The sequence below is a fragment of the Paracoccus albicereus genome (genome assembly GCF_024359525.1).
In the GTDB taxonomy this organism is placed as follows: Bacteria; Pseudomonadota; Alphaproteobacteria; order Rhodobacterales; family Rhodobacteraceae; genus Paracoccus; species Paracoccus albicereus.
Genome location: NZ_JAKZEU010000009.1, coordinates 21,624 through 44,654 on the forward strand (window position 1 = coordinate 21,624; position 23,031 = coordinate 44,654).

The window sequence follows — 23,031 nt, forward strand, 5'->3', positions numbered from 1 at the left end:
CCTGCTTGCTAGATGCGCGTTCTGAACCGATAGACCGTGCTTTCCCTGTAGGTGTCACCCGGCCGCAGGATCGGGTCAGGGAAATGTGCATGATTCATCGCGTCAGGCCAATGCTGGGTCTCAAGTGCGAGCGCGGCGAAGGCACCAAGCTGGCGGCCGCCTTGGGCAGTAACGCGCGGAATGCCGGCACCGGCGTAGAATTGCAGCCCGCAGGCGGTTGTTTCGATCTGCATCGACACGCCTGACGCACCAGTCAGCTGGGCCACCGCGCGACTCGGACGCGGACCATCGGACAGGCAGAAATTGTGGTCGTAGGGATGATCGCCGATCGGGCGCTCAGCACGGAAGTCGAACGATGTGCCGGCGACGAGTTCCACATGCCCTGTCGGGATCAGGTCATCATCGACTGGAAGATAGTGGTCGGCCTCGATCTGCAATCGATGCCGGCAAATGTCGCCGGTCCCGTCCAGATCGAAATAGCCGTGATGCGCCAGACTGCACGGCGTCGGCGCCGTCGTCGTCGCGCGCTGATCGAACGAAAGTGCCCCATCGCTCAGACCGATCGTCACACTGATAGCCAGTTCGCCTGGGAAGCCCATGTGACCATCAGGCAGGGTCAGTGCCAGGGTGACGCGATCCGGTTCAAGGTCCTGGATCGCCCAGACCTGACGGTCAGTGCCGTCGCGTCCGCCGTGAAGCGTATGGCGATCGCGAAAGTTGGGATCTGTTTCGAAGTCCATTCCGTCAAGACGGAAGCGGGCGCGCCCGATCCGGTTGGCAAATCGGCCCACGATCGCGCCGCAATAGGGCAGCGTCGCCTGCACGTAGGATGTCAGATTGGGCAAGCCCACCATCAGCGAGTGATCGACGCCGTTGAGGTATAGCGACTGAACCGTCGCGCCCAGGGTCAGGACCTGCGCCTTCAGGTCGCCGTCGGAAAGCGTGACGCGATGAATCTCCCGTCCGTCCGGCAACTTGCCGAAATGCTCCAGGCTCACAGCTTGACCTGCGGTTCCGGCAAGCCGGGGATGCGAGACCGGATGATCCAGGTCTTGCCATCGTCGGCGGCCGGCTGATCCATCCCTTCATATGCGCTGGTCACCAGCATGTCGCGCAGGTCCTCGCCGCCGAAGGCGGGACAACTGCCCTGCAAGGCGCCGATGGGCTGATCGTCCAGCCGCCGTCCGTCGGGCGCGAAGCGGATGACGCGGCCCGCGCCCCAGCAGGCGACGCAGAACGCGCCCTCGGCATCGATGACCGCACCGTCAGGGTTCAACCCTTGGTTCGAGAGATCGAGGTAAGGCATCGGCTCGCCCTCAGGCCAGCCATCGGCGTCCAGCACCAGCCGCCAGACCTTTCCCGTAGGCGTGTCCGCGTAATGGGCGAGGCGACCGTCCGCGGAAAAGCAGATCGCGTTCGGGATCGAGATGCCCGTGATCAGCGGACGTGTCTCCCCGCGATAGAAACGATGGATCGCACCGCGGCCTGTCACGCCGCCCTTGCCCATCATTCCGAACCAGAACCCGCCCTGTCGATCCGCGCGTCCGTCGTTGGACCGCATCGTCGGATCGTCCGCGTCGATCGGGGCGATTTCGGCAAGGCTTCCATCGCGCAAGTCGAAAAGCGCCAGCCCGGTCTCGGTCCCGAGCAGCAGCCGGTCGCGATCCACCCATCCGGCGGCAGACGCCATGCGGCCCAAACTCCATTCGCGAGGCTTGTCGTCCTCGCGTGTCAGCAAACGACCGGCCAGGATGTCGAACCAGAAGAATTGCCGCCGTTCCGGGTGCCAGATCGGCCCCTCCCCCAATTCGCAGATGCGGTCGTCGAAAACCTTCATGAGGCGGCCCCTTGCAGCCGACCGCGGGTCAGTCGCAACAGGCCTTTCTGCAAAAGGATGAAGGCCAGCAGCAGGATGCCGATCACGATCTTGGTCCACCAGCTCGACAGCGTGCCGTCGAAGACGATGTAGGTTTGAAGCAATCCCATCGTCAGCACGCCGATCAGCGTACCGAACATGTAGCCTGCGCCGCCAGTCAGCAACGTGCCGCCGATCACCACGGCCGCGATCGCGGTCAGTTCTGTTCCGACGGTCGCCAGCGGATAACCCGATCCGGTGTAGAGCGAGAAGACGATCCCCGACAGCCCTGCCATCAAGCCCGAGAATGCATAGACCAGCACTATCGTGCGCCCCTGACGAACGCCCATCAGCCGCGCGGTCGCCTCTCCCCCACCCATCGCGTAGACAGATGTGCCGAAACGCGTGCGGTGCGCAATGACCATGCCAGCCATCACCGTCAACAGCATCAGCACCCCGATCAATGTCAGCCGCCCTTTGCCGGGCATCAGCCAGTATGCGGATTGCAGCGTCTGGTAGAACGGATCGTTGATCGGAACGGAGTCGATCGTCAGCATATAGGCCGCCCCGCGCGCAAGAAACATGCCGGCCAGCGTCACGATGAAGGCCGGCATCATCAGCCGGTGGATCAGAAAGCCCATTGCCGCGCCGAAGGCTGTGGTCAGTAACAGCAGAAGGACGAAGACGATCATCGGGTGGAGACCGGTGTCGCGCAGCAGGACCGCGATGAAGACGCCCGAGAAGGCGATGACCGAGCCGACCGACAGGTCGATCCCTCCAGACAGGATCACCAGCGTCATCCCGACCGCGACGATGCCAAGATACGCATTGTCGGTCAGCAGGTTGCCGATCACCCGCGTCGACAAGATGTTCGGGAATTGCAGCCAGCACAGCAGGTAGGCGATCAGGAAGATGGCGATGGTGGCATAGAGCGGGAGCGCGCGCGTATTCATGACGCCTGCCTCCGTTCCGCCGCCGCGCGGCTGGCGCGCTGACTGTCGCGCCAGAGACGCCATTCGGCGGCGATGCGCGGCGATTGAAGCACCAGGATCATCAGCACCAGCACCGCCTTGATGACGAGGTTGTATTCAGGCGGAAACCCCGCCAGCAGCACGCCGGTATCGATGGTCTGGATGATCATCGCACCCAATATCGACGCGATGACCGAGAACCGTCCGCCCAACAGCGAATTGCCCCCGATCACCACGGCAAGGATCGCGTCCAACTCCAGCCACAGGCCGGCATTGTTGGCGTCGGCGCCACGAATGTCGGCGGTCACGACGATCCCTGCCAGCGCAGCGCAGAGGCCCGCTGCGACATAGACCGCGATCACCAGCACGGTCGCGTTGACACCGGCAAGCGCACTGGCGCGGCGATTGATCCCGATGGCCTCGATCAGCAGGCCCAGCGCCGTGCGCCGCATCAGAGCAGCGACACCTAGCCCGCCCACAATCCACAGCCAGGCCGGAACCGGCAAACCCAGTAGCGTGCCCGATCCGAAAAAGGCGAGCCCCGCATCGCTGAACGTGAGGATACATCCCTCGGTGATCAGTTGTGCGATACCGCGCCCCATCGTCATCAGGATCAGCGTGGCAACGAAGGGCTGGATGCCGACGATGGCGACCAGCACCCCGTTCCACAGCCCGGCCGCAGCGCCAGCCGCGAGCGCAACCGCCAGCGCCGCAGGCAAACCCCAGCCTGCGGCAATCACGGCCGCGGCCGCGGCACCGCAGATGGCCATGGTGGTGCCGACGGACAGGTCGATCCCGCGGGTGGCGATGACCAGCGTCATGCCGATGGAAAGCAGCGCGACGGGCGCGCCGCGCTTCAGCACGTCGATAACCGGCCCGACAAGCCGCCCGTCGTTCAGCGAGACACTGAGAAACCCCGGAAACACCACAGAGACCAGCGCGAAAAGGATCAGCAGCGCGACCAGTTGCGGCGCTATGCGGCGCAAAAGGCTCATGCCGCGGCCCCGTCCGCGTCGGTTGCGGCGATGGCGCGCATGATCTGATCGGCGGTGACGCGCTCGCCCGACAATTCCGCGACATGGCGCCGGTCGCGGACCACGATCACCCGATCGGCCACGGCCACCAGTTCGTCGATCTCGCTACTGATGATCAGGACCGACAGCCCTGCATCGGTCAGATCGTGGATCAGGCGCAGGATCTCTGCATGGGCGCCGACATCGATACCGCGCGTCGGTTCGTCCAGGATCAGGAAGCGCGGGTTCATCGCCAGCCAGCGGGCGAGAACCACCTTCTGCTGATTGCCGCCCGACAGATCGCCGATCGGTTTTTCGCGGCCCGAGGTCCGGATATCGAGACGGCGGATGTAATCGTCGGCAATCCGGTTCTGTTCCGATCGCGGGATCGGTTTCGCCCAGCCCTGCCGTGCCTGCAGCCCCAGGATGATGTTCTCGCGGATCGACAGGTCGGCGACGATCCCATCTGTCTTGCGATCTTCGGGGGCAAACCCGAAACCCGCCGCAATCGCCGCACGGGGGCTGGACAGGTCCAACGGACCATCAGCATCGCGCGCCGCGCCGGTCTGTGCGGGACGAACGCCGAACATCAGTTCGGCGCTTTCGGTGCGGCCCGACCCCAAAAGCCCGGCCAGGCCCACTACCTCGCCCCGGCCTACGTCCAGATCGAAGGGCTCGATCGCGCCGGCTCTGCCGGTACCCGAGAAATGCAGCATCGGCTGGGTTGTCGCCCCTGCCCCTTCGGCCGATTGCCCGACGACCTCGCTTTCAAGCGCGCGTCCCAGCATGTGCTCGATAAGCGCCATCCGTCCCAGATCGGCGGTCCGTTCGGTCACGACCTTCCGGCCATTGCGCAAAACGGTGATCCGGTCGCTCAGCGCGTAGACCTGATCAAGGAAATGGGTCACGAAGGCGATCCCCAACCCGCGTTCCCGGAGGCCGCGCACCACGTCGAAGACCATTTCGACCTCTCGCGCATCGAGGCTGGCGGTCGGCTCGTCGAGGATCAGCACCTTTCCCGACAGAGCAGCGGCCCGGGCGATGGCGATGATCTGTTGGATCGCGACGGAATAGCTGCCCAGATCACGATCGACGTCGATATCCAGCCCGTATTGTGTCAGCAGCGCCCGCGCCTCGGTCCGCAGCGCGGCCGTGTGGATCAGCCCCCAGCGTCGCGGCTCGCGCCCGAACATCAGGTTCTGCGCCACCGTCAGGTTGGGCAGCAGGTTCACCTCCTGATAGACGGTGCCGATGCCGAGATCCTGCGCCTCGACCGTAGATCGCGGGTCAATCGGCTGGCCGTCCAGCGCCATCGCGCCTCCGTCGCGCAGATAGGCACCCGTTAGACATTTGATCAGGGTGGACTTTCCCGCGCCGTTCTCGCCCAGAAGCGCGTGGACCTCTCCGGCAGCTAGATCGAAATCCACACCGTCCAGCGCCAGTGTGCCGGGAAAGGCTTTGGTGAGCGTGCGGACCGTCAGCAGCATCGGCTTCTCCTTCAGATGACCCGGGCTGCGACGCGGCCCGGGTCATGCCTGTCAGTAACCCAGACCCTTGCGGGCTTCGTATTCTCCGGCGGGATCGTCGGCCTGCGTGTACAGCTTCGATTCCGTCTGGATGAACTTTTCGGGCTCGGTGCCATCCGCCCAATAGGCTTCCAGCGCGTCAAAGGCAGGACCGGCCATGTTCGGCGTCAGTTCGACCGTGGCATTGGCCTCGCCCGCAGCCATCGCCTGGAAAATGTCCGGCACGCCGTCGATGGATACGATCAGGATGTCCTCGCCCGGCTTCAGCCCGGCTTCCTTGATCGCCTGGATCGCGCCGACCGCCATGTCGTCGTTGTGGGCGTAAAGCGCACAGATATCCTGGCCGCCATTCTCGGCCTGCAGGAAGCTCTCCATCACCTCCTTGCCCTGCGCACGGGTGAAGTCGCCGGTCTGGCTGCGCACGATCTCCAGGTTCGCGTGGTCCTTGATCGCGTTCTCGAAACCTGTCTTGCGATCGATTGCCGGGCTGGATCCGGTCGTGCCCTGCAGCTCGACGATGCGGCATTCCTCATCGCCAACATTGTCGACCAGCCATTGTCCTGCAACTTCGCCTTCATGCACGAGGTTCGAGCCGACCGCGGTCAGATACATGTCATCGCTGCTGTCGACCTGACGGTCCAGCAGGACCACCGGGATCTCTGCCTCCTTCGCCTCGGCCAGGACCGAGTCCCACCCGGTCGCGACGACCGGGGCCAGCAGGATCGCATCGACACCCTGGGCAATGAAGGACCGGATCGCGGCGATCTGGTTTTCCTGCTTCTGTTGGGCATCCGAGAATTGCAGCTGATAGCCCCGCTCTTCGGCCTGGTTGCGGGTCAACGTCGTCTCGGCCGCGCGCCAGCCGGATTCCGAGCCGATCTGCGAAAAGCCGATCGTCTCTCCGTCGGCCATGGCGGCGGTGGCTGTCAGCGCCAGCGCGGCGACGGTGGTAAGCAGTGTCTTCGCGGTCATGGTTTCCTCCCTGGATGTATGACCTTGGTAAACGGGACCTCCTCAGTCCCGCAGATCTTCCGGCAGCAGAGCGTCCGGCATGTTCTGGAACGAAACCGGACGCAGAAAGCGGCGGATCGCCAGCGTGCCGACGCTGGTCGCGCCGAAATTCGTGGATGCCGGATACGGGCCGCCGTGGACCATCGCGTCCGCGACCTCGACCCCGGTGGGCCAGCCGTTGGCGAGGATGCGCCCGGCCTTGCGTTCAAGGATCGGCATCAGCCGCGCCGCGAGCGGCGTGTCGCGGCCGTCCATCTGTAGCGTCGCGGTCAGCTGTCCTTGAAGCGAGCGCGCCAGGTCCAACATCTCGTCGTCCGAGCGTGTGGTGACGATCAGGCCCAGCGGGCCGAACACTTCTTCGCCCAGCGTTTCATCGGCAATGAAATCCTCGGCAGTGGTGCGATAGATCGCGGGCCGCGCATTGCGGCCTTCCGTCTCGGTTTCGAGGATGGGACTCGCACGATCCGCGATGCGCGCCGCCCCGTCGCGATAGGCGTCCGCGATGCCGCCGGTCAGCATGACCTGCTCGGACGCATCGGTCAGCGCAGCGCCGGCGGCTTGTGCAAATGCGTCGGCATTCTCGCTGCGCAGAACCAGAAGTCCGGGGTTGGTGCAGAACTGGCCCGCGCCCATGGTCAGGCTGGCGGTCCAGCCCTTGGCGATCTCGGCGCCGCGCGCGGCCAGAGCCTCGGGCAGTACGAAACAGGGGTTGATGCTGCCCAACTCGCCATAGAACGGAATCGGCTCGGGTCGCGCTGCGCACAGATCGTAAAGCGCGCGACCCCCGCGCAGGCTGCCGGTGAAACCCACCGCCTTGATCGCGGGATGCTCGACCAGCGCCTGGCCGACCTCGTGCCGGTCGCCGTGGATGAAGCTGAAGACGCCCGCAGGCATGCCGGTCCTGCGGATCGCGGCATCGATGGCCTCGGCCACGATTTCACCGGTGCCAGGATGCGCCGGGTGGCCCTTGATCACGACCGGGCAGCCCGCCGCCAGCGCCGAGGCGGTGTCACCCCCGGCGGTCGAGAAGGCGAGCGGGAAGTTCGAGGCGCCGAAGACCGCGACCGGCCCGATGGGTCGCTGGATCATTCGCAGATCGGGACGCGGCAGCGGCTGGCGGTCTGGCATCGCGGCATCATGGCGGCGGTCCAGATAGTCGCCTTGGCGGATGTGGTCCGCGAACAGACGCAATTGGCCGGTGGTGCGACCACGCTCGCCCTGCAATCGTGCCTCCGGCAGGCCGGTCTCCTGCGTGCCGATCGCAGTGATCGCCTCGGCCCGCGCCTCGATTTCGTCCGCGATCGCCTCAAGAAAGGTGGCGCGGTCGGCGCGGCTGGTCGCGGCATAATCCCAGAACGCATCCTCGGCCGCATTCGCCGCGCGATCCACAAGTTCGGCGCTGCCCGAGGCGAAGCGATGCGACGGCCCGCTGGCCGGATCGGACGCGAAGCTCGCGCCCCCGCCGATCCACTCGCCCGCGATCAGATGCTTGCCTTTGGGTGTCCAGGTCATGCGTTGTCCTTCAAAATTCAAAAGCTTCCACGGTCTCGCGACGACCCAGCGTGAAGGCGTCGGCAACCAGCACCATCGGCCGAAGATCGACCTCGGACTCGCCGTTCCGCACCAGTTCGGCCATCCGCGCATAAAGCGCCGGGTATTCGCCCATGATGCTGTCCGCGCCTTCTCTCCGAGCGCCGTCGATCTCCAGCACGTTGCCGCCCATGCGCAACGCCATTGTCCCGGCGTCGGTCGCGAACTCCATGTCCCAAGTCTGCGGGCCTTCCTGCCGGAAGTCGAAATCGGCGGCGATGCCGCCGGTCAGCGTCAGTTCTGCAGCGATGGGCGCCTGACGGTTGCCGGGAACAGCCAGCCGCGCGGCGGTCAGATGCACCGGCATCGGCAGGATCTCGGTCAGGATCGACAGCGCGTTGATGCCGGGATCGAAGACGCCCATGCCGCCCGCCTCGAAAATCCAGTCCTGACCGGGATGCCACTTGCGCACGTCCTCGCGCCAGGTGATGCGGCCCTCGTGGATTTTCCTGTCCGCCAGCCACGCCTTCGCGGCCGCGACGCCTTCGGCCATGCGGCTGTGCCACGTCGCGTAGATCGTGACGCCCGCTGCATCGGCCATAGCCTGCAGTCGATGGACTTCGGCAAGGGTCGCGCCCGCCGGCTTTTCCAGCATCAGGTGGCGGCCGGCACGCAGCACAGCCTTCGCAACCTCGAACCGGGGCACAGGCGGCAGGCACAGGCTGACGGCTTCGATGTCGGGGCGGGTGTCCAGCATCGCCTCGATCTCGGTGAACGCCTCGACGCCCTCCACCGTGCCGTGGCGCGAGACGGTGGCCGCAAGCTCCCAATCCCGGCTGGCCGACAGCGCCGGGACGTGCTGGTCCAGCGCGATCTTGCCGATGCCTGCGAGCGCGAGTTTTATCAATGGCTGTCCTTGCCCACGTCTCGGCCCCGACAGCCGAGCAGGAAGTCCAGATCGGCACCCGTGTCCGCACCCATCACATGCGCCTGGTGCAGCCAGGCATAGCCGCTTTCCGGCCTTTCATGCGCGGGAACCCACGCCTCCAGCCGCGCGGCCAGTTCTTCGTCGCTGATGTCCAGATGCAGGCGGCGGTTCGGTACGTCGAGTTCGATCATGTCGCCGTCGCGAACCACGGCCAGCGGTCCGCCCGCCGCTGCCTCGGGCGCGGTGTGCAGCACGACCGTGCCATAGGCGGTGCCCGACATGCGCGCGTCGGAGATCCGCACCATGTCGGTGATACCTTTCTTCAGCACCTTCGCGGGCAGACCCATGTTGCCGACCTCGGCCATGCCGGGATAGCCGCGCGGGCCGCAATTTTTCAGCACCATCACGCAGGTCTCGTCGATGTCCAGCGCGTCGTCGACGATCTTCGCCTTATAGTCATCGATATCCTCGAAGACGACCGCACGGCCGCGATGGGTCAGCAGATGTGCCGACGCGGCCGAAGGTTTCAGCACCGCCCCCTTGGGCGCGAGGTTGCCGCGCAGGACCGCAATGCCGCCGTGATCGGTCAGCGCGCGGTCGGCGGGGCGGATCACGTCCTCGTTGTGGTTGATAACATCCTTGACCTCATCCCAGATCGAGCCGCCGCTGACGGTCAGCGCATCCTTGTGCAATTGCCCGGCCTCGCCCAGCCGCTTCAGGACCACGGGCAGACCACCGGCGTAGAAAAATTCCTCCATCAGGTATTCGCCCGAAGGCATCAGGTTCACGATGGTCGCGACGTCGCGACCCAGCCTGTCCCAGTCGTCCAGTGTCACATCGACGCCGACCCGTCCCGCCAGCGCCAGCAAATGCACGACCGCGTTGGTCGAACCTCCGATGGCACCATTGGTGCGGATCGCGTTCTCGAAAGCCTTCTTCGTCAGGATGTCCGAGGGCTTCAGGTCGTCCTTGACCATCTGCACGATCCGCCGCCCCGACAGCTGCGCCATCACCCGGCGGCGACTGTCCACGGCCGGGATCGCGGCATTGCCTGACAGCGCCATGCCCAGCGCCTCGGCCATGCTGGCCATCGTGGAAGCGGTGCCCATCGTGTTGCAGGTGCCGGACGAGCGGCTCATCGACGCCTCCGCCTCGACGAATTCCTCTTGCGTCATCTCGCCCGCCTTCACGGCTTCGGAAAACTTCCACAGATGGGTGCCCGATCCCACGCGCTCGCCCCGGAAATAGCCGTTCAGCATCGGCCCGCCGGTGACGACGATAGATGGGATATCGGTGGATGCCGCCGCCATCATCAGGCTGGGCGTCGTCTTGTCGCAGCCGACCAGCAGCACCGCACCATCGATGGGCTGGCCGCGCATCTGTTCCTCGGTCGCGAGCGCTGCGAGATTGCGGAACATCATCGCAGAGGGGCGAAATGTATTCTCCGACGCTGAGAACGCCGGCACCTCGACCGGAAAACCGCCGGCCTCCCACACGCCCGCCTTCACCTTCTCGGCCAGTTCGCGCAGATGGCCGTTGCAGGGCGTCAGATCGGACCAGGTATTCATGATCCCGATGACGGGCCGACCGTCGAATAGATCGTGCGGATAGCCCTGATTCTTCATCCAGCCGCGATGGTAGATCGTGTCGCGCGAGGTACCGCCGTACCATTCCTGCGAACGCAACTTGCGCGGCCAAGGGGCGGGTTTGAACGTCATCAATAAACCTCAGAGCATCTGGACGGCATGCGGCGTTGCCTCGTCGCCATGCTGACGCAGGCGGTTGCGTAGCGGCAGGCCGAAATCCGGGCAGGTGATCTCGAACTCGTCGCCGGGATGCGACGCGATGCCATCGGCAAAAGACAGCGTCGCCGTCCCGAAAAAGTGGACGTGGACATCGCCCGGCTGACGAAACAGACCATACTTGAAGTGATGGTGTTCCAGATTAGCGATCGTGTGGGACATGTTGTCCTCGCCCGACAGGAACGGCTTTTCCCAGATCACGGCGCCGTCGCGGATCACCCTGCTTTGCCCCTCGACATGGGCGGGCAGCGGACCGACACGGATTTCCGGCCCGAAACTTGCGGGACGCAGCTTGGAATGGGCGAGCCACAGATAGTTCGCGCGTTCCAGGACGTGATCCGAAAATTCGTTCGCCTGCGCGAAGCCCAGCCGGAACGGATGCCCGTCGTCGGCGATCAGGTAGATCCCGGCCAGTTCCGGTTCCTCGCCCGCGTCGAGCGCGAAGCCGGGTGATTCCAGGTCCGCACCGGGCGCCGTGATGGAATGACCATTGCCCTTGTAGAACCATTCAGGCTGAACGCCGACCTGACCCTGCGCAGGCTTCCCGCCTTCGAGGCCCATGCGGAACATCTTGAGGCTGTCGGTCGGATCGTCGTCCTCGGTCGCCTTCTGATGCATCGCGTCGCGGGTCGATGCCGAGCCCAGATGCGTCAATCCGGTGCCCGTCAGATGCAGATGCGCGGGATCGGGGTGGTCGATGGGGGCGAGCATCCGCCCCTCGGTCAGCGCGGCCTGCAGATGGACGGACTCACCCTCGCCCCGCGATGCGATCTCGCTGGCAAGGTCGCGACCGGCGGCGATCGCATCCAGTGCCAGATCACGCGTCGATGTCGCCCCGGGGACGATCCGCGCGGCATCTTCCGTTCGGAAGGCCACGGCGCGGCTGCCATCGGTCAGTGCCAGTTGCGAGAGCCACATGTCAGGCTTCCTTGTTCTTGTTGTAGACGTCGAAGAAGACGGCAGCGAGAAGCACCAGTCCCTTGATGACCTGCTGGTAGTCGATGCCGATGCCCATGATCGACATGCCGTTGTTCATCACCCCCATGATGAAGGCACCGACGACCGCGCCGACGATCTTGCCGGACCCGCCCGCCATCGACGCACCGCCGATGAAGACGGCCGCGATCACGTCCAGTTCGACCGCGAAGCCGGCCTTGGGGGTCGCTGTGTTCAGTCGTGCGGCGAAGATCAGCCCGGCCAGTGCGGCGAGCAGCCCCATGTTGACGAAGGTCAGGAAGGTCAGACGTTCGGTCCGGATGCCCGACAGCTTCGCCGCCTTGGCATTGCCGCCGACCGCATAGACGCGACGACCGATGATCGTCCGCTCGGTCAGGAAGACATAGATGATCGTCAGGATCACCATCGAGACGAGCACGTTGGGCATGCCTCGGAACCAGGCGAGCTTCCAGGTCACGAACAAAAGCGCCGCCGCGACGATGGCGTTGCGCACGACGAACAGCCCCCAGGGTTCGTCCTCCATCCCGTAGCGCGCGGCACGGGCGCGGTTGCGCAGGCCGAGCCAGATCAGGACCGCGACCGCGATCACGCCGACCGTCAGCGCCAGCGCGTTCGGGCGCCCGATGCCGAAGACGTCAGGGATGAATCCGGTCGAGAGCAGCTGGAAGCTGTTTGGGAAGGGTCCGATCGACTGCCCGGCCAAGAGCCACAGCGACAGCCCGCGGAAGACAAGCATCCCAGCCAGCGTCACGATGAAGGACGGGATCTTCCAATATGCTACGAAATAGCCCTGCACCCCGCCTATGGCGAGGCCGCAAACCAGGCAGCCGATCACCGCGACGACGACCGGCAGGTCCCAACTGACGATCATCACCGCCGCCAGCGCGCCGATGAAACCCATCACCGAGCCGACCGACAGGTCGATGTTGCCCCCGACGATCACCAGCAGCATGCCCAGCGCCATGATGATGATGTAGCTGTTCTGCAGGAACAGGTTGGTGATGTTGACGGGCTTCAGCAGCACCCCGCCGGTCACGATCTGGAAGAACACCATGATCGCGATCAGGGCGAAGAGAAGCCCGTATTCCCGGATATGGCGCGCGACATAAGCGCCGATGCCGATTCCGGCGTGCTGGTCGGTCGTTTCCACGGCCATGCCCTACTCCCTCACGATCAGCGACATGATGGCTTCCTGGCTTGCCTCCTCGGCGTCCAGTTCGCCCACGAAGCGACCTTCGTTCATCACGTGGATCCGGTCGCACATGCCCAACAGCTCGGGCATCTCGGACGAGATCATCACGACGGCCTTCCCGGCGCGGCTGAGATCGTTGATGATGTTGTAAATCTCGTATTTCGCACCGACATCGATGCCGCGCGTCGGCTCGTCGAGGATCAGCACCTCGGGTTCGGTAAACAGCCACTTGGCCAGCACCACCTTCTGCTGATTACCGCCCGAGAGATTCAGCACCTTCTGGAAGACGGATGGCGTGCGGATGTTCAGCGCGCGGCGGTATTTCTCTGCCACCTCCGTCTCTCGCCGCTCCTCGACGATGCCGCGCTGCGAGACCGCGCCCAGATTGGCGAGGACCGTATTGCGGCGGATCGTGTCTTCAAGGATCAGGCCCAGCGTCTTGCGGTCCTCAGTGACGTAGGCGAGGCCAGCATTGATCGCGCGGTCCACCGTCGACACGTCGACCGGCCGGCCGCGCACCAGAGCCTCGCCCGAGATGTTGCGGCCATAGCTGCGCCCGAAGATGCTCATCGCAAGCTCGGTCCGGCCCGCGCCCATCAGGCCGGCGATGCCCACGACCTCCCCGGCGCGGACCTGCATGGACAGGTTCCGGATCACCTGACGCTCGGCCTGTTCGGGATGCCAGACATTCCAGTCCTGCAACTCGAAAACGACCTCGCCTGCGCGGCGCTCGCGATCCGGGAAACGGTTCTCCATGCTGCGGCCGACCATATCGCGGACGATCCGGTCCTCGGTCAGGTCGCCGCCGCGCGCGTCGATGGTGCTGATCGTGGCGCCGTCACGGATCACCGTCACACTGTCGGCGATGCGGCGCACCTCGTTCAGCTTGTGGCTGATGATGATGCTGGTGACGCCCTGCGCCTTCAGTTCCAGAAGCAGGTCCAGCAGCGCCTGGCTGTCACTTTCCGACAGCGCGGCGGTCGGCTCGTCCAGGATCAGCAGACGCACGTTCTTGGACAGCGCCTTGGCGATCTCGACCAGTTGCTGCTTGCCGACGCCGAGGCTTTCGACGCGGGTGCCCGGCGCTTCGCGCAAACCGACCTTCGAAAGCAGCGCTTCGGTCTGCTGGAAGGTTTCCGGCCAGTCGATCACGCCACGGGTCGCGCGCTCGTTGCCCAGGAAGATGTTTTCGGCGATGGTCAGCAGCGGCACCAGCGCCAGTTCCTGGTGGATGATGATGATGCCGCGATCCTCGCTGTCGCGGATGCCGGTGAACTGCATCGTCTCGCCGGCATAGACGATCTCGCCGTCGTAGCTGCCGGCGGGATAGACGCCCGACAGCACCTTCATCAGCGTGGACTTGCCGGCGCCGTTCTCGCCGCAGATGGCGTGGATCTCTCCCTCGGCCACCTGCAAGCTGACGTCGTCCAGGGCCTTCACGCCGGGGAAGGTCTTGGTGATGTGGCGCATTTCAAGAAGTGCGGTCATCGGCTTCCCCCGGACGGACCGCCCCCCCTTTGCGGGGGCGGCCCTCTCCGATCACTCGATCTGGTCCTTGGTGTAATACCCGGACTCGATCAGCACCTGTTCCCAGTTCGACTTGTCGACCGGCACCGGCTCCAGCAGGTAGGACGGCACGACCTTGACGCCGTTGTCGTAGGTTTCGGTGTCGTTGATCTCGGGCTCGCCGCCCTTCAGCATCGCATCGACCATGCCGACTGTGACGCGGGCCAGTTCGCGGGTGTCCTTGAACACAGTCGAATACTGCTCGTCTGCGAGGATCGACTTGACCGATTGCACCTCGGCATCCTGCCCGGTCACGATCGGCATCTTCATGTCGCCCGAGCCATAGCCGACGCCCTTCAGCGAAGACAGGATCCCGATCGACAGACCATCATAGGGGGACAGCACGCCGTGAACCTGCGTATCGGTGTAGTTGGCCGACAGTAGGTTATCCATCCGCGCCTGCGCCACCGCGCCGTCCCAGCGCAGCGTGCCGACCGTGTCCATACCCATCTGACCGGAAGGGATCGCGATCGAGCCGTCGTCGATCAGCGGTTGCAGCACCGACATCGCGCCGTCGTAGAAGAAGTAAGCGTTGTTGTCGTCGGGGCTGCCGCCGAACAATTCGACATTCCATGGCTTCTGGTCCGGGAATCGTTCCTTCAGGCCCGCGACCAGTGAATTGGCCTGCTCGACGCCGACCTTGAAGTTGTCGAAGGTCGCATAATAATCGACGTCCGGCGTGTCGCGGATCAGTCGGTCATAGGCGATCACCTTGATGTCGGCGGCGGCCGCGTTGGCCAGCGCATTCGACAGCGTGGTGCCGTCGATCGCCGCGATCACCAGCACGTCGACACCTTTTGTGATCATGTTCTCGACTTGGGCAAGCTGGTTCGGAATGTCGTCCTCGGCATATTGCAGGTCAGTCTCGTAGCCCGCTTCCTGGAACTGCTTGACCATGTTGTTACCGTCGTCGATCCAGCGCGCCGACGATTTCGTGGGCATCGAGATCCCGACGGTTTTCGCCGCCGCCCCGAATGCGAAAAAGGATGCGCCGATCGCCAGCGCGACGGCTGCCTTGCTCAGTTTCATGCTGTCCTCCCCAAAGGCGACCTGGCCGCCCGTCATCCTGCGACGGCGCGGTGCCGCCATGTCCTCCTGCCGCCGGGTCCGGCCGCAACAAGAGGCTAGCAAGACTGCGAGATAATCGTAAAATTACATCTTCGCCCTTTGGCATAACGGAAGTGGTATGCCGTCGCTTCAGCGTCTGATGATGAAACCCGCGCAGCTGCGACTTCTTCGCGCCATCGCGGACCACGGCAAGCTTCAGGCGGCCGCCGATGCCTGCGCGATGACCCAGCCCGCCGCGTCGCGGATGCTGGCGGGGATCGAGGCGCAGATCGGCACCCCGATCTTCCTGCGCCAACCCACCGGGATGGAGCCGACAGAGATCGGCCGGTCCGTTCTGCGCCGCGCCCGCGTGATCCTGCGCGAAATGGCCAGCATGGGCGCCGAGGTCGACGCGCTGCGTGGTGGGTTGGCGGGCTCGGTCAGTCTTGGCGCCGTGACGGGTCCTGCCGTCAGCCATGTCGTCGCAGCCGTGCGCGAGGTGAAGGCGTTGGCCCCGCGCGCGGAGATCAACGTCGATGTCATGCCCTCGCGGGAGTTGCTGGGCCAGCTGGCGGCGGGTGAGATGGATTTCGTGCTGGGCCGGATCCTGCCCGAATTCGACAGCCGCGATTTCGACATCGTGCCGTTGCGCGACGAGAAGGTCAGCTTCGTGGTGCGCGCCGATCATCCATTGGCGCGTTCGCCCTCGGTCACGCTGACCGAACTGGCCGAGTCGGAATGGATCATGCAGCAGCGCGGCTCGCCGATCCGCGAGGCGACGATCGCCGCCTTCGGCAGCGTCGGCTTGCCCGAGCCGGGCAATATCTTGAACAGCCCTTCGCTTCTGTTCACCATCGCCTATCTGGCCCAGGGCGATGCCATCGCGCCGCTGTCGGACGAGGTGGCCGACCTGCTGATCGGTCCGCCGGTCATGGCGCGAATGGCACGGTTGAAGGTCGCGCGCGAACTGCGCGTCTCACCCTATTATCTGCTGAGCCTGCGTCGACGCCCCCTGTCCGCGCTGGCCCTGCGGCTGCGCGAGGCGTTGTTACATCATGCGGCGGGCGACACGACGCGAACCTGGACCAGCACTCACCGCTGAGCGCAGCTTGAAGCGGACGACGCGGTGGGGCATTTGGTGACAGTCATGGAGGTGCCGATGATCGAACCCGAATGGATCGCCGCCGACTGGGGGACGACGAACCTGCGCGTATGGGCGATGCGCGGCGCCGAGGTGCTGGACCGGCGCGAAACCGATCGCGGCATGGGGGTCCTCGACCGCGAGGGATTTGCACCGGCATTGGCGCAGGCGACCGAAGGCTGGGGCGACGCGACTGTCATCGCCTGCGGCATGGTCGGCGCGCGGCAGGGCTGGATCGAGGCGCCCTACGCCCCCGCACCTGTCGCAGCGACGCCGGCGATGGTGCGGGTTCCAGGTCACCGCGTCTGGATCGCCTGCGGCGTCTCGCAGGCAGATCCGGCCGACGTCATGCGGGGCGAGGAAACGCAGATTGCCGGACTTCTTGCCGCGCGACCCGATTTCGACGGTGTGGTCTGCCTTCCGGGCACGCATACGAAATGGGTCCGCGTATCAGCCGGTGAGATCTGCCATTTCCAGACCGTGATGACCGGCGAGATCTTTGCGCTTCTGTCGCGGCAGTCGGTCCTGCGTCACAGCGTCGGCGATCCGGACGACGATGCGGGTTTCGATGCCGCCCTGTCGGATGCCCTGTCGCAGCCTCACCGCGCCTTCGGTGGCCTGTTCCGTCTGCGCGCCGAAAGCCTGCTGACCGATCTTGCCCCGGGCTCTGCCGGCGCGCGCCTGTCCGGTGCGCTTCTGGGGCTGGAGCTTGCCGCCGCCAAACCCTACTGGCTGGGCCAGCAGGTCGCCATCGTGGGCAGTTCACGCCTTGCCGCGCTCTATGCGCGGGCCTTGCGCGCGCAGGGTGTCGAGGTCGTCGAGGCAGACGCCGAGGCCGTGACGCTGGCCGGCCTTCACGCGCTTTGGAAAAACACCGGAGGCACGTCATGAGCCGTACCCTGATCGCCATCCTGCGTGGCATCACCCCACCCGAGGTCGAAGTTGTCGGCCAAGCGCTAGTCGATGCCGGCGTCACGATGATCGAAGTGCCGCTGAATTCCCCCGATCCGCTGGCCAGCATCACCACGCTGCAGAACCGTTTCGGCGACGTCGCCCGAATCGGCGCCGGGACAGTGCTGCGTCCGTCCGAGGTCGCGGCGGTGGCGGCTACCGGCGCACGGATGATCGTTTCCCCGAATTGCGACCCGGCGGTGATCGCCGCGACCGTTTCAGCGGGACTGGAAAGCTATCCCGGCGTCATGACCCCGACCGAAGCCTTCGCCGCCGCCGCGGCAGGGGCGACCGCGCTGAAGCTGTTTCCGGGGGAGTTGATCGGCCCTGCAGGCTTGAAGGCGATGCGCGCCGTGCTGCCGTCTACGATGCCACTCTACGCGGTCGGCGGCGTCAGTGCGGACAACATGGCCACATGGATCGAGGCGGGAGCGGCAGGGTTCGGCATCGGCTCGTCGCTCTACAAGCCGGGTGACAGTGCAGACGCCGTGGCCGCGAAAGCCAGCGACATCGTCGCCGCGTGGGATGCAGCGACGAAGTAGGGTCAGCGCGTCGGAACCGGCGTCTCGCCCCGATAATCGTAGAAGCCGCGTCCGGTCTTCCGACCGAGCCATCCGGCCTCGACGTATTTCGTCAGCAGCGGACAGGGCCGGTATTTCGTGTCGGCCAGCCCGTCATGCAACACGTTCATGATCGCCAGACAGGTGTCCAGCCCGATGAAATCCGCAAGCTCCAACGGTCCCATCGGATGGTTGGCCCCGAGCTTCATCGACTCGTCGATCGACTTCACCGACCCGACGCCCTCGTAGAGCGTGTAGACCGCCTCGTTGATCATCGGCATCAGGATGCGGTTCACGATGAAGGCCGGAAAATCCTCGGCCGTGGCCGCGGTCTTGCCAAGTTTCTCGACCACCCCGTGCATCAGATCATAGGTCTTCTGATCGGTCGCGATGCCGCGGATCAGCTCGACGAGTTGCATCACGGGGACCGGGTTCATGAAATGAAAGCCCATGAACTTTTCGGGTCGATCGGTCCGGCTGGCCAACCGCGTGATCGAGATTGAGGATGTGTTCGAGGTCAGGATCGTCTCGGGTTTCAGATGCGGAACCAGATCCTCGAAGATGGCCTGCTTGACGGATTCACGCTCTGTCGCGGCCTCGATCACCAGATCGGTCTGGCCAAGATCAGAGAGCTGCTTCGTCGTCCGGATCCGGCCCATCGCGGCCTTCTTGTCGTCTTCGCTGATGCGTTCACGACTGACCTGACGATCCAGATTTCTCTCGATCAGCGACAGGGCCTTGTCCATCGCCTCCTGGCTGATGTCGGTCATCAGGACGTCATAGCCCGCCAGCGCAAAGACATGTGCGATGCCGTTGCCCATCTGTCCCGCGCCGATCACGCCAACCGATTGAATCGTCATCTGTCCGCTTTCCGTTGTAGGGCTTGCGCCCGGGACGATAGGGCCGTCAGACGGCAGGATCAATCCGCATCCCCGGCCCCGCCGCCAAATGAAAACCGCCCGGACGGAAGCCCGGGCGGTCCTGTGCTTTGCCAATTGCGCCTTACAGCTTCTCGGTCAGTTCCGGCACAAGCGTGAAGAGATCGCCCACCAGGCCATAATCCGCGATCTGGAAGATCGGGGCTTCCTCGTCCTTGTTGATCGCGACGATGACCTTGCTGTCCTTCATGCCGGCGAGGTGCTGGATCGCGCCCGAGATACCCACCGCGACGTAAAGTTCAGGCGCCACGACCTTGCCGGTCTGGCCGACCTGCCAGTCGTTCGGCGCGTAGCCACTGTCGACCGCCGCGCGTGAGGCGCCGACCGCGGCGCCAAGCTTGTCGGCCAGCTTCTCGACGATCTCGAAATTCTCCTTCGAGCCGATGCCGCGTCCGCCAGAGACCACACGCCCCGCCGAGGTCAGTTCCGGCCGATCGCTTTCCGCGACCTCGTCGGCGATCCAGGACGACAGACCCGGATCGTCGGCCAGCGTCGCATCCTCGACCGGCGCGCCACCACCCTCGCCCGCCGCATCGAAGCTGGTCGTGCGAACGGTCAGAACCTTCCTGGCGTCCTTCGATTTCACCGTCTGGATCGCGTTGCCCGCATAGACAGGGCGCTCGAACGTGTCGGCATCGATCACCGCCGAGACATCGGGGATCACCATCACGTCCAGAAGCGCCGCCACACGAGGCATCACGTTCTTGGCGTCGGTCGTGGCAGGGGCCGCGATGTGATCGTAATCGCCGGCCAGCGCGACCATCAGCGCCGCCGTCGGCTCGGCCAGACGATGGCCATAGCGCGCATCCTCGGCGACCAGAACCTTGGCCACGCCGTCGATCTTCGCCGCATCCCCGGCTGCGGCCTTCGCCGACGCACCGGCACAAAGAACCGTGACATCGCCCAGGGATTTCAGCGCGGCGACAGCCTTGCCGGTCGCGTCGCCGTTCAGTTCACCATTCGTGACTTCACCCAGCAGAAGAACAGCCATCACACGACCCCCGCTTCTTTCAGTTTGCTGACCAGCTCGTCCACCGACCCGACCTTGATCCCGGCGCTGCGGCCTTCGGGCTCCTTGACCGAGACGATTTCAAGCCGCGGCGAGACATCGACGCCGAAATCGGCCGCGGTCTTTTCGTCCAGCGGCTTCTTCTTGGCCTTCATGATGTTCGGAAGCGACGCGTAGCGAGGCTCGTTCAGGCGCAAATCGGCGGTCACGATGGCGGGCATCTTCACGCTGATCGTCTGCAGGCCGCCATCGACCTCGCGCGTGACCTTGGCGGCGTCGCCATCGATGTCCAGCTTGCTGGCAAACGTCGCCTGACCCCAGCCCAGCAATGCCGCCAGCATCTGGCCGGTGGCGTTCATGTCGTTGTCGATCGCCTGCTTGCCCGTGATGACCAGGCCCGGCTGTTCCTGATCGATCACCGCCTTCAGGATCTTCGCCACCGCGAGGGGTTCGATGTCCTGATGCACGTCATCGGCCGCCACAACCAGGATGCCCCGATCGGCCCCCATCGCCAGCGCCGTGCGGATCGTCTCGGCCGCCTGCTTGACGCCGACGGAGACGACGATCACTTCCTCTGCCGCGCCCTTCTCCTTCAGCCGGATCGCCTCTTCCACAGCGATCTCGTCGAAAGGGTTCATCGACATCTTCACGTTCGCCAGATCGACGCCGGAGCCGTCGGACTTCACCTTCGCCTTCACGTTGTAGTCGATCACACGCTTGACCGGCACGAGTACCTTCATGCGTCCTTCTCCCTCAATTGCGTCATCACATCTCGACCTTCAATTAGCCAGCGTCGCCCAAGTTTTACAGGGTCAAAAGAACTGACGCTGCGTTTACGCGCACGTCAAGCTAACGACTGGCGCCCGGCACCCACAATATGTCGGCCCGTCCGCCGTCATTGACGGAACGCGCCGCAACGAAGAGCCAATCCGACAAACGGTTCAGGTATCGAACGGCCGCGGGATTGGCATCGCCGGTCGAGGCGGCAAGCTCGGTCGCGCGGCGTTCGGCCCGGCGCGCGACGGTGCGGGCGTGATGCAGGTGCGCTGAAATGGTCGAACCGCCGGGCAGGATGAAACTGCGCAGCGGGTTCAGGTCCGCATTCATCGCGTCGATCTCGGCCTCCAGGCGTTCGACCTGCGACTGGACGATGCGCAGGACCTCGTAGCCCGCCTCGCCATCCGCCGCCATGTTCGGACGGGCCAGATCGGCGCCCAGGTCGAACAGGTCGTTCTGGATCGTCGAGAGCCGCTGGATCAGATCACCTTCGGCATGAAGCCGCGCGATCCCCAGAACCGAATTGAGTTCGTCCACCGTGCCGTAAGCCTCGACCCGCGGATCGTGCTTGGCGACGCGGCTGCCATCGGACAGCGCAGTGTCACCCCCATCGCCGGTGCGGGTGTAGATGCGGTTCAGGACGACCATCACTGACCCCGCGACCACAGCACCAGAAGCATGATCGCCACGGCGACCGCCTGTGCGATGATCCGCCAGCGCATCATCCTGTTGCCGTGTTTGCGGTTCCACTCGCCACCCTTGGCGAAGCCGCCGATGCCGGTGGCCAGGATGATCGTCACGGCAAGGACTGCGATGACGGCAAGGAGGAAGAGGGGTTCGGTGCTCATGATCGTCTCCGGGGTTTTCCGGTGAGGCGGCCACCCTATCCCCGCCGGGTGAGCCAGTCCAGTGCGCGCGAGGACAGCACCCGCCGCGCGACGCCGATCGCCCATGTTGGTGTGGTCACGTAATATCGGGCGCGCGGACGCGGGCTTTCCAGCGCATGGGCGATACGCGTGCTGACAGCGCGCGCGGGCAATTCGAACCGATCGCGCCCCTTTGGTTCGTAAAGCCGCTTCAGCAGCGTTTCGCGATACTGGTCGGCCCGCGCGCTGGCGCGCCAGTCCACCCAGCGTTCGAAATGCGGGATCGCGTTCTGCCGTATCTTCGACGTGATCGGTCCCGGTTCGATCAGAATCACCTCGACGCCGGTGTGAGCCATCTCCAGCCGCAGGACATCGGTCAGACCCTCCATCGCGAACTTGGTCGCCACATACGGCCCGCGCCACGGAATGCCGGCAAGGCCGAGAACAGACGAGATGTTGACGATCCGACCTGCCCCGCGCTTGCGAAAATGCGGGATCAAGCGCGTTGTCAGATCATGCGTGCCGAAGAGATTGGTCTCAAAGATCGAGCGGAGCGCGTCGCGCGGGATATCCTCGACCGCCCCGGGCAGGGCGAAGGCCGCGTTGTTCACCAAACCGTCCAACGGCCCGTCGGCCAGCAGCGCACCGACCGCGGCAGTGATGCTGTCGGGATCCGCGATATCCAGAACGATGCTCTGCAATCCTTCGGATCGCCGCGCTACCACGTCAGAGGGATTTCGGCACGAGGCGACCACCTGCCAGCCCCTCGTGGAAAGGTGCCGCGCGGCATCCAGACCGATCCCGGACGAGCAACCGGTGATGAGAACGCGGCCCCGCACGGTCAGTTCGGGCGCTCTGCGGAGAGGAAGTCAGCCGACATGTAGCCCGTGCGCCCTTGAGCGTCGCGGATGTTGATCCAGCCCCCGCTTGGCTCGCCCAAAGCCTCGACCGGGCTGCCACCATTCAATGCTCCGATCACCGCATCATTCGTCGAGGGACCGGCGCGGAAGTTCACACGCGTGCCGGTGACATACAGCACTGCCCCGGCGTTGGCTGGGGCGAGATCGGCTACTGCCTCCTCCCCTTCACCTTCGTGCTCGGGAGATGGGCGCAGGGGCGGACCCGGGTAGTCCTGAACCTGCTCGGGGGTCTGCGCTTCTGCTGCGACGATAGGCTCGGCCGTCTCGGCGCTAACGGCCGAGTCATCGACGGCCTCTTCTTCGGCCTCCGTTGCCTCGGGTGAGGCGGGTTCGGAGGAGGCCGCGACCTCGGCGTCAGTTGCACGCTGAGCGTCTCGCGCGCCCGGTTCACCCCACAGGATGAACGCGCCGAACAGACCCACAAGGGTCAGAAGTATCAACCGGATCATGTCCCTCGCACCACGGATTCGT

General features: G+C 65.0%; 23 protein-coding genes. 3 read left to right on the plus strand and 20 right to left on the minus strand.

All coding sequences use genetic code 11. The features are described from left to right. Positions 1-8 precede the first annotated feature (8 nt). The 13 genes from MLD63_RS17320 to chvE are packed head-to-tail and all read right to left on the minus strand — an operon-like array spanning position 9 to position 15,380. A complete protein-coding gene (locus tag MLD63_RS17320; protein ID WP_255331165.1) occupies positions 9-998 on the minus strand; it encodes an aldose epimerase family protein in 990 nt (329 codons plus the stop codon). After that, the gene (locus MLD63_RS17325) at positions 995-1,837 is read right to left on the minus strand and encodes an SMP-30/gluconolactonase/LRE family protein (RefSeq protein WP_255331166.1); all 843 of its coding nucleotides are present in this window, start codon (positions 1,835-1,837) and stop codon (positions 995-997) included. Before MLD63_RS17325 ends, MLD63_RS17320 begins: the two co-directional genes overlap by 4 nt. Then, on the minus strand, positions 1,834-2,808 hold the full coding sequence (gene yjfF / locus MLD63_RS17330) for a galactofuranose ABC transporter, permease protein YjfF (protein ID WP_255331167.1): 975 nt from the start codon (positions 2,806-2,808) through the stop codon (positions 1,834-1,836). Before yjfF ends, MLD63_RS17325 begins: the two co-directional genes overlap by 4 nt. Beyond that, entirely contained in the window at positions 2,805-3,821 is a 1,017-nt protein-coding gene (locus tag MLD63_RS17335) for an ABC transporter permease (protein ID WP_255331168.1), read from the minus strand. The genes yjfF and MLD63_RS17335 overlap by 4 nt, the downstream gene beginning before the upstream one ends. Then, positions 3,818-5,326 (minus strand): sugar ABC transporter ATP-binding protein, encoded by a 1,509-nt coding sequence (locus MLD63_RS17340; protein WP_255331169.1) that lies wholly within the window; start codon positions 5,324-5,326, stop codon positions 3,818-3,820. The genes MLD63_RS17335 and MLD63_RS17340 overlap by 4 nt, the downstream gene beginning before the upstream one ends. 51 nt (positions 5,327-5,377) lie before the next feature. Further along, entirely contained in the window at positions 5,378-6,337 is a 960-nt protein-coding gene (gene ytfQ, locus MLD63_RS17345) for a galactofuranose ABC transporter, galactofuranose-binding protein YtfQ (RefSeq protein ID WP_255331170.1), read from the minus strand. Positions 6,338-6,379: 42 nt separating this feature from the next. Next, positions 6,380-7,888: an aldehyde dehydrogenase (NADP(+)) gene (locus MLD63_RS17350; protein WP_255331171.1), complete on the minus strand. Its 1,509-nt coding sequence runs from the start codon at positions 7,886-7,888 to the stop codon at positions 6,380-6,382. A 10-nt stretch (positions 7,889-7,898) separates the two neighbouring features. Then, entirely contained in the window at positions 7,899-8,810 is a 912-nt protein-coding gene (locus MLD63_RS17355; protein WP_255331193.1) for a Gfo/Idh/MocA family protein, read from the minus strand. Next, on the minus strand, positions 8,810-10,552 hold the full coding sequence (gene araD, locus MLD63_RS17360; RefSeq protein ID WP_255331172.1) for an L-arabinonate dehydratase: 1,743 nt from the start codon (positions 10,550-10,552) through the stop codon (positions 8,810-8,812). The genes MLD63_RS17355 and araD overlap by 1 nt, the downstream gene beginning before the upstream one ends. A 9-nt stretch (positions 10,553-10,561) precedes the next feature. Then, a complete protein-coding gene (gene araD1 / locus MLD63_RS17365) occupies positions 10,562-11,554 on the minus strand; it encodes an AraD1 family protein (protein ID WP_255331173.1) in 993 nt (330 codons plus the stop codon). Position 11,555: 1 nt separating this feature from the next. Continuing rightward, complete coding sequence (mmsB, locus tag MLD63_RS17370; RefSeq protein WP_255331174.1) at positions 11,556-12,749, minus strand: multiple monosaccharide ABC transporter permease; 1,194 nt, start codon at positions 12,747-12,749, stop codon at positions 11,556-11,558. 3 nt (positions 12,750-12,752) lie between these two features. After that, a complete protein-coding gene (mmsA, locus tag MLD63_RS17375; RefSeq protein ID WP_255331175.1) occupies positions 12,753-14,273 on the minus strand; it encodes a multiple monosaccharide ABC transporter ATP-binding protein in 1,521 nt (506 codons plus the stop codon). A 51-nt stretch (positions 14,274-14,324) separates the two neighbouring features. Further along, entirely contained in the window at positions 14,325-15,380 is a 1,056-nt protein-coding gene (chvE, locus tag MLD63_RS17380) for a multiple monosaccharide ABC transporter substrate-binding protein (protein WP_255331176.1), read from the minus strand. Between the two features lie 178 nt (positions 15,381-15,558). Here chvE and MLD63_RS17385 point away from each other — a divergent pair, with 178 nt between their 5' ends. From MLD63_RS17385 to MLD63_RS17395, 3 genes are read left to right on the plus strand one after another with little or no spacing between them, the layout of a single operon-like run. Beyond that, positions 15,559-16,500 carry a LysR family transcriptional regulator gene (locus MLD63_RS17385; protein WP_255331177.1) on the plus strand — a complete coding sequence of 314 codons (942 nt, stop codon included), beginning with the start codon at positions 15,559-15,561 and terminating at the stop codon, positions 16,498-16,500. Positions 16,501-16,557: 57 nt separating this feature from the next. Beyond that, the gene (locus tag MLD63_RS17390; RefSeq protein WP_255331178.1) at positions 16,558-17,430 is read left to right on the plus strand and encodes a 2-dehydro-3-deoxygalactonokinase; all 873 of its coding nucleotides are present in this window, start codon (positions 16,558-16,560) and stop codon (positions 17,428-17,430) included. Beyond that, a complete protein-coding gene (locus tag MLD63_RS17395; RefSeq protein ID WP_255331179.1) occupies positions 17,427-18,032 on the plus strand; it encodes a 2-dehydro-3-deoxy-6-phosphogalactonate aldolase in 606 nt (201 codons plus the stop codon). The genes MLD63_RS17390 and MLD63_RS17395 overlap by 4 nt, the downstream gene beginning before the upstream one ends. A 2-nt stretch (positions 18,033-18,034) precedes the next feature. On the opposite strand, the gene MLD63_RS17400 is transcribed toward MLD63_RS17395, so the two are convergent. From MLD63_RS17400 to MLD63_RS17430, 7 genes are all read right to left on the minus strand, one after another. Next, a complete protein-coding gene (locus MLD63_RS17400; RefSeq protein WP_255331180.1) occupies positions 18,035-18,910 on the minus strand; it encodes a 3-hydroxybutyryl-CoA dehydrogenase in 876 nt (291 codons plus the stop codon). A gap of 142 nt (positions 18,911-19,052) precedes the next feature. Continuing rightward, on the minus strand, positions 19,053-19,979 hold the full coding sequence (locus tag MLD63_RS17405) for an electron transfer flavoprotein subunit alpha/FixB family protein (RefSeq protein WP_255331181.1): 927 nt from the start codon (positions 19,977-19,979) through the stop codon (positions 19,053-19,055). Further along, positions 19,979-20,737: an electron transfer flavoprotein subunit beta/FixA family protein gene (locus MLD63_RS17410; RefSeq protein ID WP_255331182.1), complete on the minus strand. Its 759-nt coding sequence runs from the start codon at positions 20,735-20,737 to the stop codon at positions 19,979-19,981. The genes MLD63_RS17405 and MLD63_RS17410 overlap by 1 nt, the downstream gene beginning before the upstream one ends. A gap of 109 nt (positions 20,738-20,846) precedes the next feature. Beyond that, positions 20,847-21,422: a cob(I)yrinic acid a,c-diamide adenosyltransferase gene (locus MLD63_RS17415; RefSeq protein WP_255331183.1), complete on the minus strand. Its 576-nt coding sequence runs from the start codon at positions 21,420-21,422 to the stop codon at positions 20,847-20,849. Then, a complete protein-coding gene (locus MLD63_RS17420; protein WP_255331184.1) occupies positions 21,422-21,622 on the minus strand; it encodes a twin transmembrane helix small protein in 201 nt (66 codons plus the stop codon). The genes MLD63_RS17415 and MLD63_RS17420 overlap by 1 nt, the downstream gene beginning before the upstream one ends. A 35-nt stretch (positions 21,623-21,657) precedes the next feature. Further along, positions 21,658-22,479, minus strand: coding sequence for an SDR family NAD(P)-dependent oxidoreductase (locus MLD63_RS17425; protein WP_439957689.1), 822 nt, complete (start codon positions 22,477-22,479; stop codon positions 21,658-21,660). Between the two features lie 2 nt (positions 22,480-22,481). Continuing rightward, entirely contained in the window at positions 22,482-23,009 is a 528-nt protein-coding gene (locus tag MLD63_RS17430; RefSeq protein ID WP_255331185.1) for an SH3 domain-containing protein, read from the minus strand. Positions 23,010-23,031: the final 22 nt, after the last annotated feature.

Excerpts from the sequence above, each read along its gene's own strand:
- MLD63_RS17325 (WP_255331166.1), bottom strand. The coding sequence starts at position 1,837 with ATGAAGGTTTTCGACGACCGCATCTGCGAATTGGGGGAGGGGCCGATC.
- yjfF (WP_255331167.1), bottom strand. The coding sequence starts at position 2,808 with ATGAATACGCGCGCGCTCCCGCTCTATGCCACCATCGCCATCTTCCTG.
- MLD63_RS17335 (WP_255331168.1), bottom strand. The coding sequence starts at position 3,821 with ATGAGCCTTTTGCGCCGCATAGCGCCGCAACTGGTCGCGCTGCTGATC.
- MLD63_RS17340 (WP_255331169.1), bottom strand. The coding sequence starts at position 5,326 with ATGCTGCTGACGGTCCGCACGCTCACCAAAGCCTTTCCCGGCACACTG.
- ytfQ (WP_255331170.1), bottom strand. The coding sequence starts at position 6,337 with ATGACCGCGAAGACACTGCTTACCACCGTCGCCGCGCTGGCGCTGACA.
- MLD63_RS17350 (WP_255331171.1), bottom strand. The coding sequence starts at position 7,888 with ATGACCTGGACACCCAAAGGCAAGCATCTGATCGCGGGCGAGTGGATC.
- araD (WP_255331172.1), bottom strand. The coding sequence starts at position 10,552 with ATGACGTTCAAACCCGCCCCTTGGCCGCGCAAGTTGCGTTCGCAGGAA.
- araD1 (WP_255331173.1), bottom strand. The coding sequence starts at position 11,554 with ATGTGGCTCTCGCAACTGGCACTGACCGATGGCAGCCGCGCCGTGGCC.
- mmsB (WP_255331174.1), bottom strand. The coding sequence starts at position 12,749 with ATGGCCGTGGAAACGACCGACCAGCACGCCGGAATCGGCATCGGCGCT.
- mmsA (WP_255331175.1), bottom strand. The coding sequence starts at position 14,273 with ATGACCGCACTTCTTGAAATGCGCCACATCACCAAGACCTTCCCCGGC.
- chvE (WP_255331176.1), bottom strand. The coding sequence starts at position 15,380 with ATGAAACTGAGCAAGGCAGCCGTCGCGCTGGCGATCGGCGCATCCTTT.
- MLD63_RS17385 (WP_255331177.1), top strand. The coding sequence starts at position 15,559 with ATGATGAAACCCGCGCAGCTGCGACTTCTTCGCGCCATCGCGGACCAC.
- MLD63_RS17390 (WP_255331178.1), top strand. The coding sequence starts at position 16,558 with ATGATCGAACCCGAATGGATCGCCGCCGACTGGGGGACGACGAACCTG.
- MLD63_RS17395 (WP_255331179.1), top strand. The coding sequence starts at position 17,427 with ATGAGCCGTACCCTGATCGCCATCCTGCGTGGCATCACCCCACCCGAG.
- MLD63_RS17400 (WP_255331180.1), bottom strand. The coding sequence starts at position 18,910 with ATGACGATTCAATCGGTTGGCGTGATCGGCGCGGGACAGATGGGCAAC.
- MLD63_RS17405 (WP_255331181.1), bottom strand. The coding sequence starts at position 19,979 with ATGGCTGTTCTTCTGCTGGGTGAAGTCACGAATGGTGAACTGAACGGC.
- MLD63_RS17410 (WP_255331182.1), bottom strand. The coding sequence starts at position 20,737 with ATGAAGGTACTCGTGCCGGTCAAGCGTGTGATCGACTACAACGTGAAG.
- MLD63_RS17415 (WP_255331183.1), bottom strand. The coding sequence starts at position 21,422 with ATGGTCGTCCTGAACCGCATCTACACCCGCACCGGCGATGGGGGTGAC.
- MLD63_RS17420 (WP_255331184.1), bottom strand. The coding sequence starts at position 21,622 with ATGAGCACCGAACCCCTCTTCCTCCTTGCCGTCATCGCAGTCCTTGCC.
- MLD63_RS17430 (WP_255331185.1), bottom strand. The coding sequence starts at position 23,009 with ATGATCCGGTTGATACTTCTGACCCTTGTGGGTCTGTTCGGCGCGTTC.